Source organism: Carboxylicivirga sp. M1479 (genome assembly GCF_007097485.1).
Taxonomy (GTDB): Bacteria; Bacteroidota; Bacteroidia; order Bacteroidales; family Marinilabiliaceae; genus Carboxylicivirga.
The window spans coordinates 1-12,604 of the sequence record NZ_VKDE01000008.1; the positions used below are offsets into that span (position 1 = coordinate 1).

Annotated in this window: 9 protein-coding genes; 4 read left to right on the forward strand and 5 right to left on the reverse strand. The window is 37.7% G+C overall.

Annotated elements, in window-relative coordinates; genetic code table 11:
• Both FNN09_RS06755 and FNN09_RS06760 read left to right on the forward strand, forming a co-directional pair.
• Positions 1 to 2,286 (forward strand): discoidin domain-containing protein (locus FNN09_RS06755; RefSeq protein ID WP_143300784.1); only part of this gene is annotated, 2,286 nt, incomplete at its 5' end.
• A gap of 35 nt (positions 2,287 to 2,321) precedes the next feature.
• Positions 2,322 to 3,737, forward strand: a complete 1,416-nt coding sequence (locus FNN09_RS06760; protein WP_143300786.1) for a sulfatase-like hydrolase/transferase — start codon at positions 2,322 to 2,324, stop codon at positions 3,735 to 3,737.
• Positions 3,738 to 4,450: 713 nt separating this feature from the next.
• Here the strand turns inward: FNN09_RS06760 and FNN09_RS06765 are convergent.
• From FNN09_RS06765 to FNN09_RS06775, 3 genes are all read right to left on the reverse strand, one after another.
• Positions 4,451 to 5,035, reverse strand: coding sequence for a DJ-1/PfpI family protein (locus FNN09_RS06765; RefSeq protein ID WP_143300788.1), 585 nt, complete (start codon positions 5,033 to 5,035; stop codon positions 4,451 to 4,453).
• A 73-nt stretch (positions 5,036 to 5,108) separates the two neighbouring features.
• On the reverse strand, positions 5,109 to 5,654 hold the full coding sequence (locus FNN09_RS06770; protein WP_221932438.1) for a PepSY-associated TM helix domain-containing protein: 546 nt from the start codon (positions 5,652 to 5,654) through the stop codon (positions 5,109 to 5,111).
• On the reverse strand, positions 5,638 to 6,156 hold the full coding sequence (locus tag FNN09_RS06775; RefSeq protein ID WP_143300790.1) for a hypothetical protein: 519 nt from the start codon (positions 6,154 to 6,156) through the stop codon (positions 5,638 to 5,640). Before FNN09_RS06775 ends, FNN09_RS06770 begins: the two co-directional genes overlap by 17 nt.
• Positions 6,157 to 6,452: 296 nt before the next feature.
• On the opposite strand from FNN09_RS06775, the gene FNN09_RS06780 reads away from it, so the two are divergent.
• Positions 6,453 to 6,911: a protein-disulfide reductase DsbD domain-containing protein gene (locus FNN09_RS06780; protein ID WP_185968911.1), complete on the forward strand. Its 459-nt coding sequence runs from the start codon at positions 6,453 to 6,455 to the stop codon at positions 6,909 to 6,911.
• Positions 6,912 to 7,070: 159 nt separating this feature from the next.
• A complete protein-coding gene (locus FNN09_RS06785) occupies positions 7,071 to 7,868 on the forward strand; it encodes an HAD family hydrolase (protein WP_143300793.1) in 798 nt (265 codons plus the stop codon).
• A gap of 1,011 nt (positions 7,869 to 8,879) precedes the next feature.
• Here FNN09_RS06785 and FNN09_RS06790 read toward each other — a convergent pair.
• Together FNN09_RS06790 and FNN09_RS06795 are read right to left on the reverse strand one after the other, a co-directional pair.
• Positions 8,880 to 10,232 carry an MATE family efflux transporter gene (locus FNN09_RS06790; RefSeq protein ID WP_143300795.1) on the reverse strand — a complete coding sequence of 451 codons (1,353 nt, stop codon included), beginning with the start codon at positions 10,230 to 10,232 and terminating at the stop codon, positions 8,880 to 8,882.
• 318 nt (positions 10,233 to 10,550) lie between these two features.
• Positions 10,551 to 12,464, reverse strand: coding sequence for a family 20 glycosylhydrolase (locus FNN09_RS06795; RefSeq protein WP_143300797.1), 1,914 nt, complete (start codon positions 12,462 to 12,464; stop codon positions 10,551 to 10,553).
• Positions 12,465 to 12,604: the final 140 nt, after the last annotated feature.

Here is a 12,604-nt window from a genome sequence, read left to right on the forward strand (position 1 = left end):
AATAATGCCGTAACCGGAGAAATGAATATTAAATATCCGTTCCATATCTCAGAATATGCGCATTCTATGGGTAATGCCTGTGGTAACCTGATTGATTACTGGAATGCCATTGAGTCGACTAACTTCTTTTGTGGTGGCGCCATTTGGGATTGGATTGACCAGGCGGTTTATAACTACCGTGAAGATGGTACGCGTTATCTGGCCTATGGAGGTGACTTTGGCGACAAACCCAACAGTGGTCAGTTTGTAATGAATGGAATTTTGTTTGCCGAGCGTGACCTGAAACCTCAGTATTATGAAGTAAAAAAAGTGTATCAGCACATTGGTTTCAAAGCTTTGGATATTCAAGAAGCTACTATTGAAATTTTCAATAAGTATTACTTCAAGTCATTGTCTGATTATAATTTAAGCTGGTCGCTTTGGGAAAATGGATCAGAGATTAAAAACGGTCAGCTGGCTTTTGAGCCAATCGCAGCAAGAACGAAAACAACAGTCAAGTTGCCTTATGATTTTGCCAATTTAAAAGCCGGATCAGAATACTTTATCAAGCTTCAGTTGACACTGAAAGACAATCAGCCATGGGCGGATAAAGGTTATGTAGAGGCCGAAGAGCAGTTCTTACTAAAAGCAAAAACAGAAGTGCCAACTATGGCCGAAGTGGCTAAAGCAGCAGGCGGTAAAGTGAAGCTCAGTGATGCCGATGATAATATCAAGGTGGTGAGTGGTCAAAACTTCACCGCTAAATTTAACCTGGCAGATGGTTCATTATATGGATTAGTTTACAATGGACAAGCGATTATCACCGACGGTAATGGTCCAAAATTGGACGCCTTCCGTGCCTATGTGAATAATGATGTATGGACCTATAATAATTGGTATAAAAATGGTCTTCATAACCTGAAACATAAAGCCATTGATTCTAAAATCAGAACTAATGCTGACGGAACGGTAACTCTGGCTTTTACAGTGGTTTCGCAAGCGCCTAATGGTGCAATTATACACGGTTCGCGTGACAACTTTATAACTGTTGAAGAACTTTCAGAGGAGAAATTTGGTGAAGATGACTTCCGTTTCGTGACGAACCAGATATGGACAGTTTACCAGGATGGCTCAGTTGAGCTGCAGTCAAGCATCACTACTAATGATGCGCAATTTGTGTTGCCACGCCTGGGTTACTCAATGACGCTTCCAAAGGCCTACGAAAACCTGACGTATTATGGGCGTGGCCCGATTGGTAACTATAACGACCGTAAGACCGCTCAGAATATTGAGAAATACACAACAAGGGTAACAGAAGAGTTTGTTAATTTCCCGAAACCACAGGATATGGCTAACCACGAGGAAACGCGTTGGTGTGCTTTAACCAATAACAGTTTAAGCGGGGCTGTATTTGTAGCTGCAGATGAGATGGTTGTTAGCGCACTACCTTACACGGCACAAGACATAGCAACAGCGGCTCATATTTATGAATTACCGGAAGCAGGAGATATAACTCTTCATTTGGATATGAAAGTGACAGGCCTTGGTGGTGCCAGTTGTGGACAAGGTGGTCCGCTCAAGCATGACCGTGTGTATGCCGGTCAAAACGATTTTGGTTTTATCATTCGTCCTGCCGGTAAAGATTTAGATCAAATTGCACATGTGACTCCATCAGGCGAAGTACCTGTTACGATTACGCGTTCAGCTAATGGTATGATTGAAATCTCATCAATTAATGAGGATGCTCAATATCTATATTCAATAAATGGAGGAAAAGCAAGAGATTACAGTAGTACGTTTTCTATGCGTGATGCAGGCACCATTAAAGCCTGGTTCAAAGGCAACAAAGCTTCTGAGGTGACCATGACCTTCAATAAAATTGAAAAGATTGAGACAACTGTTGTCTTTGTAAGTAGTGAAGAGCCGGGTTCAGGCACTTCTGCTAAAAACCTGGTGGATGGCGATCCATCAACGACCTGGCACACCATGTATTCAGTCACGGTAGCGCAATTTCCGCACTGGGTCGATTTTGATTGTGGGGAAGCTAAGTCCATCAAGGGCTTTACGTATTTGCCTCGTCAGAGAGGTAGAAACGGTGATATAAAGGACTATACCATTCATGTCAGCATGGATGGTGAAAACTGGGGTGAACCAGTACATGAAGGTCAGTTCTCTAAGGATAAAAAAGAGAAGCGTATCTTGCTTAATAAACCAGTGAAAGCGCGCTTTGTCCGTTTTACAGCTAAAAGCTCACAGAACGGACAGGACTTTGCAGGAGGTGCTGAGTTTGGTATTCTGGCTGAATGAAACTTAATGCAGTATCAAATTAATAATAAACAAAGATGAAACGAATTATATTAAGCAGGTTATTTATTTTTACGATCTCGATACTTATTCAAGTTGCGTTTTCAATTGTAAATGCCAAAGAAAAAAGCAATCAACCAAATTTTATTATCATTTTGGCTGATGACCTTGGGTATGGGGATGTTGGTTTCACGGGGAGTACACAAATTAAAACACCACATATTGATAGGTTGGCAAGTGATGGTGTTATTTTTGAGCAAGGTTACGTATCTTCTGCTGTTTGTGCACCTTCCCGAGCGGGTTTGATGACAGGACGTAACCAAGTTAATTTTGGCTTTGATAATAACTTACCTGTTAGTACATTACCACAGTACAAAAAAGAAAATAGTGGTTTACCCCTTAACGAAAAAACCATAGCCAACCGATTGGAAGATTTAGGTTATGTAACGGGATTGATTGGTAAATGGCATTTAGGAGATCAGGAGCATTTTCATCCAACAAAAAGAGGATTTCAGGAGGTTTGGACCTACCCGGTAGGAGGACACGATTATTTCAAATCTAAACCTGATGGCAGAGGCTATCTAGCTCCATTGGAGAGTAACTATAAAGAACCGCAGGCAATAACTTATTTGACGGATGATAAAGGGGATGAGTGTGTGGATTTTATCAAAAGACATAAAGATGAGCCCTTCTTTCTTTATGCTTCCTTCAATGCGCCACATACTCCTATGCAAGCAACGGAGGATGACATTGAACTATATCTACATGTTGAAAACAAAAAAAGGCGCACCTACTGTGCCATGGTTCATCGACTGGATGTAAATATCGGACGTATAGTTAAGGAATTGGAAAAAAACAAAATTTACGATAACACCGTGATAGTTTTCTTAAGTGATAACGGTGGTCCTTGTGACTCCAATGCCTCTATCAATGCGCCATATCGAGGACAAAAAGGAATTCTATTAGAAGGAGGTGTACGCGTTCCTTACACCATTAAATTCACTAAAAGTGACCCATCTGGCATTACCTTTAAAGAACCTGTCACAAGTTTGGATCTAACACCTACATTTGTTAGTATGGCAGGAGGTGAAATTACAGAGGCAGACGAACTAGATGGGATAAATCTACTTCCTTATGTTAGTGGTGATATTGCCAATGCTCCTCATGATGATCTCAAATGGCGTTTTACAATTAGTGCTACCATGAGGGAAGGTGATTGGAAGTTGATTCGCTTACCAGACCGCTTGCCAATGCTATATAATTTAAAAGAAGATCCTTCGGAGTTAAATGATTTAGCAGCTCAGCATCCTGAACGAGTAATTAGCATGCTTAAAAAATTAGGTGATTGGGATGTTACTCGTCCACATGAATGGTTTAAAGAAGGGCCTAATTGGAGAAAAAATCAGATTAGTAAATATGATAAGGATTACAAGTTGGTTCAACCTAAAAAATAGAAGTTGATTAATAATCATATGAAAAGACAAGGTTAGAAGTAATATTTCAGGTTATAATTATGTGATTGCTGACAGTGACAGCTATTATCAGGCTAACAGTGATTCGAGCTTAACCATTTAAGTCTTCTAAAATAGCATATTTTAACAAAAGAGATACGAATATGGTGTCAAGGTAAATTATTGAGAACCAAGAACGCTCAAAGAGCTGCTAGGTATGATATGTAGATGACTCAGACAACCTTTAAATATTGTTTCTTAGGAATGCTTGCGACATTACTACAAGTTCTATCAAGCCAATATTTCACTAGAAATCGATGTTTACAAGTGGTAATTAATTATTTTTGATTAAGTCCCGTGAAGCAATCTGTGCTTGGGTCAAGAAATTTTAATTCTTGGTACATCTAGTGTATAGCAAACTAGAAAGTGTAGTTTTCATTTATAAAACTTGTCATAACTCCATTTTTAGGTTCGGTTCCTTTTTGCTACATTTGGAGGGAAATGAGTTCATTAAAACGCATTTGAAACGGGTATTTTTTAGCCAATTTTGGTGGACTTACAGAGGACTTAAAATAATGAATTCGTAAAATATTGAGAATAGGGCACTTAAAGCAAATTTTCAGTTCCCTCTCTCTCCGCTGATAGCGAAAGAAATTCTAAGAAAAACCCTGTAAGTCAATACTTACGGGGTTTTTTAATGCGCAATAATTGGTGATTTATATAAAGCGCATGTGTTTTTTAATCTCCATCATTGTTTCGTGAGATGTTAGTTTCTTCAGTAATAGGAATGCAACGTCTAAACCAGTGGCAGGCCCGGTGGAGGTAATGACATTCCCATCTACAACAATGCTTTGATCCAATACTTTAATGCCCATTTCGCTTAATTGCTTTCTTCTGTGTCCTCCTGATAAATCATACGTTGTGGCAGTACGATTTTTGAGAATGCCGCTTTTGCCTATTGGCATGGCTCCAACGCATACTGATGCGATTATTTTATTCTTTTGATCAAAGGAGCGAATTAGCTCTAGAAAACGTTCGTCGTAAGCATCATCATAAAACCCGGCTTCGTCAAAACCACCTGGAATGGCAAGTGCATCGTAATCGTCGACGTTTATTTTGTCAAAGCTAATCTCCGGTTCAACAGTCATGTTCCAGGTGCACTTTATTTTTGACCTTAGTCCGGCAGTTGTTAATTCGACAGGTTCGTTGCCTTCTAGTCTTGTCCAGCCAATAACATCGGTAAAAACTGCTGCTTCAAGTTCCTCAAATCCCTGACAAAGAAATAATAATACACGTTTCATGATTGTTGTTTTAGGTAATACTAAGGTAAATAAAAAAGCCCTATTTGTAAGTTATAGGGCTTTGTGAGATGTTTTACATTAAGAAGGCAAATATAAGTGGAATGATAAGTCCTGCCATGAGGTACCATTTGCCACGTTTTCTGAGTCCGTTTTTACCTTTCGCTAAAAACAAGCCAGATAATGCAAAGAAAATAAGTGAAAAGGCAAAGATATCTCCAATTATTGTCCAACCTCCAGCTTTGTTATAATGTAGTTTATTTATGAAATAGATGAACGGTTTCTTGCGATGCTCTTCATAAACAACTTCGCCATTGGAACTTTGATAAACACCAATTCCGCCATCGAGCATTAATCTGTAATGTTCTTCGTCAATGGGGAGGATGCGTTTAACCTCTGGGAAGTTGTTTTGGTTTTGCAATGATTTTATAAGTGTCGTTTTGTCAAGATGAGCTTCTATTTGAAATGTTCCTTCTATGGTTTCATAGGCTGGGTCGGTACTTTCCATATGGTTAAGTATATAGCCTGAAATGCCATAAATAATGGTGATGCCAACCATTAGGTAGCCAAGATCTCTATGGATGATGCGCAGCCATTTTCTTGTTTTACTTGACCATTTCATAATTAGTGCCTTCAATAAAATATATAGAGTAGTGGTCTTTGTTGTTGGACTTCATCCAGCTACGCATGTCGTTTATGTTGTTCATCTCTGTGGCGCAGGTTTCAGCGGTTCCATCTTCTTTTGCTTTTTCATTAACCTCATGTTCCATTTGGTCAATGTACTCTTTGGATAAGCGTCTCTCTTTTAATATGCCTTCCACTTCAATTGTATTACCAACAAGATCGCGGTTGAAGCCTGTGATTTTACCACCTGCTTCAACTCTGATTGTAAATTGCTCATTGTCGCCAACTAGAAAGCATCGTTTGCCAGAGTGCTTACAAGTGTGAGTAACGTGTCCTTTTACTTTAATAGTTTGATCGACTAGAGTTTCTGCCTGACCTAATAGTTTATCAACAGATACAGATTTGATTGTGTTTTGGTCCGATTCGCTTGTTTTCTTTTGTGACGAGTTGCAAGCAATGAGTGCGATTGCAACAAATAGTAAACTTAAGGTCTTTTTCATGGTGTGATTTAATTTAGTTGTTTAAGTTAATTGTTGTAATCAAAACTACATATTTACATTGTAATGAGAATTACAAATACTGAATTAATTGTAGTGTGTTAATCGGCTTTAACAAGTGCTTAACATCTTTAACGATATTCATGTCACCCTAATTATGAAAATAAGTGTCTTATATAAACATGATATTTGTACCGATGTGCGGATCGAGTATTGCGAATCGCTTTTTGGTCGTATATTTACCATTCAATTTAAATGTGTGCTGGGAAACTAGTTCGAGACTTAAAAACTTAAGCAAAATGATGAAGAAAAACATTTTTGCCTTGATGATGCTCCTAATATTTGGGGCGGTAGGCGTGAGTGCTCAAATGCAAGAGCCTGTAAAGTGGAAGTTTGAAATTAAAGAAGTTAATCAGTATGAAGTGCAGGTTGTGGCTCATGCAACTGTAGAAGATGGATGGAAGACTTATGGCTTGAATGTACCTGAAGGTGGTCCGGTTGCAACGGAGTTTACTTTCGAAGACATGGTTAATGCTAAAGAAATTAAAAAGCCAGTTGAGGTAACTAAGCCAACAGTAAAGCACGATGAAGTATTTGATATGGAGGTTCCTTATTTTAAGCATGAGGCTACACTTACTCATAATGTGCGTATTACAAATCGACCAGCAACAGTAAAAGGGTATTTGACATTTATGTGTTGCGATAATGAAACATGTTTGCCACCAACTGATGTGGAATTTGAATTTCAAGTAAAGTAATTGAGATTTAAAATGATATTTGAAACCCGCTTTTTGCGGGTTTTTTTATGCCTTTAAACGAAGTGTTGTTTGTTGCTTAGTGATTGTTAACATTAAAAGTTAGAAGAGACTTGTTTATAAGGCTACATTTGTTCTCATAAAAACAAAAATAATAGGAATATGGTGAAGATGATTGTATCTGACATGGATGGAACCTTGCTAAATTCAAAAAAGCAACTGCCAGGTGATTTTACCGAAGTGTATAGGATGATGCAAGATGCAAAAATACGTTTTGTAGTTGCTAGTGGTCGTCAGTATTATACTTTGGTTGATGAATTTGATCACTTAAAACATGATATTTCTTTTATTGCTGAGAATGGAGGCTTTATAGACCATGATAATCAAAAATTGGTGGTTAAGTCGCTTGACGAGATGGAAATGAAGCCATTGGTTAAAAGCTTGCTGGCTAATGAAGGTGCGAATGTGGTGTTGTGTGGCGCAGAAGGAGCTTATATTCAGCGTGGAGCATCGGATGAATTTATGACAGAGTTGATAAAGTATTATGCGCGTTATAGTGTGGTTGATGATTTGCTAGAAGTGAAAGACAAGATACTTAAAATTGCAGTTAATCATTTTGACGCCTTGGAGCAAGAAGTATACCCTAATTTGCTTAAGAATTTTGGTGATAGATTTCAAATCAGTACTTCAAGTCCGATCTGGCTCGATGTAATGGCTACAGGAATTAATAAAGGAAAGGCCATTGAAAGGTTGCAAGATGATTGGGACATCACACCTGAGGAGACCATGGTGTTTGGTGATTACCTAAATGATTTAGAGATGCTTCAAAGGGCAAAGTATAGTTATGCTATGGAAAATGCCCACCCTCAGATAAAAGAGGTTGCTAGGTTTGAGGCTTTGAGTAATGATGATAATGGTGTTATCTTGGCGATACGACAGTATTTGAGTAGAGATAATTAGTGAGTGATCATTTGTTTATGAAGAGAAAGTAAAGAATAGGGACTTTATAAGGATAGGATAGTGGTAAAACCAATGCAGATATGTGTTGGTTTTTTTGTTTTAGTAGTGATGTGTTGTAAAAAAAAAAGTAGGACAGATACGTTTACCTGTCCTTACCCTTAAATCAGCTAACTAAATCCAAGTTTTTATGAAAAAATCCATTACAAAGATGAAGATTATTTTGGGGTATGCAAGTGTAATTGTGTTAAATAATTGTAAAATGATCAATAAATTGGGGGTTGATGATTGAAAAGTGTGGTAAAACTTAAGTTAATACCCACTAAAGAAGGGGTGGTGTCTGAGAAAGTATAATAATTACTAATGATTTTTATTTTTAGAGGGGGTAATGGCTTGTGTTTTTTTAAAATATATTGAATTGTATTAAAATGAGTAGGGGGTGTATGTATTTTAAAGTAAAATAGCGCTTTTACTTGCAGACTGATATAAATTGTACTTGCCTATGTAAATTCTTTACTCAAATTGGGAAGAGGTATAGTTGAGAAATAATAATGTAAGGGCTAAGAAGAATTTGGGTAGTGCTGTTGTATTACAATGCAATGTGGAATGAGCACTTAGCGTTATATGCGGTGAGGATTTTTTAATCGGAAACGTCTTTAAAAAAAAGTAGGACAGATACGTTTATCTGTCCTTACCCTTAAATCAGCTAACTAAATCCAAGTTTTTATGAAAAAATCCATTACAAAGATGGAGATTATTTTGGGGTTGACAAGGTTAAAAGTGTTAAATAATTACAAAATAACCATTAATTATAGGGGTGTGTATGTGAAAAAGTTGATTTTAAAGTGATTTTGTGGTGTGTCTGAAGGGGGTGTTGTGATGATAAATTATAAAATAAAAGCGTTTGTTCTTTGTTTTTAAGGGGGGGTGTTGTATTTAGTTTTAAAAAGTATCGATTCTATTCAAAATTCACAGGGTGTATTTATAATTAATACTTTTTAATACTTTTTGCTTCTAAGTTGAAAGTAAGGCTGCTTTTCTGTGTAGTTTCATTACTCTGAAATGAAACAAGAGGGCGCATATTCCCAAACCAAGTGGAAAGCCTAACCAAATACCAATTTCGCCATACCCGCCTACAAAGGCAGCCCAATAGCTGAATGGTATAGCAATAAAGAAGTATGAGATGATTGTTAGAATACCGGGAACTGTAGCATCTGCCATGCCTCTTAATATGCTTGAATAAATAATTTGTATCGCATCGAACAATTGGAAAATAACCAATACAATTATCATTTTCGACGCCATTTCTATAACTTCTGGATCTGTTGAAAAAAGCAATGGAAGCTTGTTTCTCATCAAGATAAGCCCTGCAGAAATAATTACAACCATTATTATCACTATTTGTAGCGAGGCCGTAGATGCCTGTCGCATTAGTGTTGGAACCTGTCGTGCCGAAAACTGACTGATACGAATGGTTGTGCCTGATCCAATACCTTGATAGAGCATAAAGCCCAATGTGGATATACTTAATACAATTTGGTGGGCTGCTAGCCCTGTTTCGCTAATCCAACCAATCATTATACCTGCAACAATAAAGGCTGAGGCTTCAGAGAATAAGTGTAATCCCATGGGAATGCCTAGCTTAATAATTTTCCCAGTGGATTGGATAAGGGTTTTTGTTGATGTGATAATGTGCTCTATCGTAAGTACTTTGAGTTTTCGAATGGAGATGAGTATGGCTATTGCCATTATTAGCCTGGCGAGCAAGGTAGACCAGCCTGCGCCATATAAACCCAATTCAGGAGCTCCAAATTTGCCAAAAATAAGCAGGTAATTGCCGGCAATGTTAATGATATTGGCACCCAATGTTATAACCATTGCTAGGCGTGTATTGGAAAGCCCCTCTGCAACTTGTTTGCCACTTAAAAAGATCATTAGCGGCAGTATGGATAAGCTAATAATACTAAAAAAGGATTGCGATTGGAAGAGTATGTTTTTGGGTTGCCCCATTAAAGGCATAAAAACATAAATAGCTATACATACCGCTATTAATATTAAGGCCATTATAAAATTGGTGATAAATGCCGCTTTTTGTAAAGCCTTTAGTTCGCTACTGTTGCCATTACCATAGGCTTTACCAATTAAAGGTGTAATAGCCATAGCAAAACCCATCCCAAATATTAAAGGTAAAGCAAACAAGGTGTTGGCAAATGAAGCGGCAGCTAATTCGGTTTTGCCAAGTTGTCCAATCATCATGTTATCAATCAGTCCAACCGTTATTTGCCCAATTTGCGCAATAATTACAGGCAAAGCAAGCTTTTGAGTTTCGGCATAATGAGGTCGAAACAAACGCCAATATCGTTTCATAATACGTGTAAATTATATTTTGATGTACCATTGGGCGAGACCTTGCCCTTTTAAACACCTGCAAAATTCAAGGCTTGCAAAACATTGTTTTGGGCTTCAAGGTGAGAAGCTTTGAACGTTTGGTCGTTGATGTTTAAAAGTCGCCAAAGATTGAGCGCAAAAATAAGCAGTTTTTGTGTTAAGTGGCGTTAAAAAATATTTTGAACTAGTAATTATTTGTTGCCATAAAGTTGAGATTGTAGCACTAGATCGCTAATGAACTATCTACAAAGTTTTGCTTTTGAATACATTATAAGTGCTTGTTGCTCCGCAAATAGATTAATTGTAAGTGCGAAGTACTGCTTGCATTTTTGCAGCTGAATCTTTTAGGCCTCCTTCACGATTTCGTAATAGCCAAATTGTTTGGTGCGACTTAATTAGCTCACTTAGCTCATTTCTCAATAGTTCTTTTTCGATTTCTGGAATGCTTGAAAAATTACCATCCTCTGTATTCAGTTTGGCCAAAGCTAATTTACAGGAATGAAGTGCCAATTGGCTGGCTTGGTTTATTCCCTGCAAAACGATTTCTGAATCGGGGCATGCTAATTCGGCTCTACTGAGAAGTGCCATTTGTTCTTGAATATAGTTGATGGTAAGAGTAGTTTTATGGCTAGTGGTACGTTTTAACCATCGATCGGTTTTAATTGAACGCTTGTTGCGTTTTAGCAATTGGTGAAAGATGTTGCTGTTGTCGGTGATCGCACCCATCTTTAGGTAGGCATTACCTAGGTTCACAAGCGCTTGACCACTGTAATTAGTACGATCATTAAATACCTGAATTGATACTTGTTGAGCAATGTTTATGTTGCTATTGTTCTCAACATTCCAACTTAAAGCTGCGCCATATAATAAAGCCGGGTAACACACCGAAAGCGGTTGCCAATGCCCCTGATCGCCCCAATTGGTGTTTAAAAAGCCCCTTGCCCCATGCTTTTTGCCATTGATGGCTGCATTTTTTAGGTTGGCAAAACCATTGCTGTTCCTACCGATAATGGTATTCCAGGTTGACGTGCCAGGGCAAACATAATAAGGTAAGCCAGCTTCTTTAAACTTGGGACAGTGTTTATCAAAGGGATAATTTGCTTCATAACCCCATATCAGCGCCACCATATCTTTGGGTAATTCTGGAATTAATTCGGGATGATGTAAAATAATATCTCCCCAAAACTGAGTAGTTTTACCATAAGTGTCAACTTCCTTTTTTAATTTCATTACAAAGTCGAGGTATACTCTTCCTTTTCCTATTTCATTACATAAAGCTTTTGATTTTCCTACACCTAATTCTACAGTTTCATCGCATCCAATGTTAAAATATTGACTAGTGAAATTTGGTAGTAACTCGCTGTATAATTCACTCATCAATTCAAACGATCCAGTTTCAACAGGACTTAAGCTTGTGCGCGACATCATGCCCCAAATGGTTTTTCCTGGCTTTGGTAGTTCAGCCAAATGTTCATATTCCTGATGCTTTAGCCAGCGCTTCATGTGGCCAAATGAATTCTGATTGGGCACCAGATCTATAAAACGTTCGCTGCAATAGTGATCTAATTCTTTGATTTGCTCTGCCGTCATCGGACTAGCATCTTTCCATACCGTTTTATGATTTTGATAGGCAAAAGTATGTTCAGTATAAAGTTGTATTTCGTTTATTTTCCACGATGCCAACTTATCAATAATCGAATACAATGTTTGCATACTTGGCACTTTATCTCGGCTGATATCGAGCATAACTCCACGTCGTTCAAAATCGGGTTCATCGCTAATTATTAAAGTTGGCCAGTAACCAACAACTTCGGCAAACTGGCCTATTTGCTGTAAGCTAAGCAAGCCATAATATAATCCTTGTGCACTACCTCCTTGAATAATGATGCCATTAGTAGTGATGCTGAGTTGATAGGCTTGTTGTTTTAATGAATCGTTTATTGATGCCTTTAATATGCTTGGCTTAATGGCGATAGATAATGGTGTTAGCTGTGCTTTAATTCCTGTTTGTTCTAGTGAATAAAGGATCTTTAGTAATGGCTTGTTAAGTTGTGAGGCCTTGCTTTGAATAAAAATGTCGCCCTTTTGAGACATTAGTTTTCCATTATTTAATGTAATGGTTTGGGGTAAGGGCAATAAATAATCATGTAAATCGGCTGCAAAGCTATTGGGAGTAATTAATAAAATAAGGAATAAGACGAGGGTTCTCATGCTTGTCAGAATTATCTGTGAATGATCGAATTTAGTAATTACCCTTAATTAATCAAGCTTTGTGTGGCATGAAATAAGCGCCATGACTTAAATATTCTTCATTTACCTTGTTCGCGTTTCTTAAAGCATTAGATTTGTTT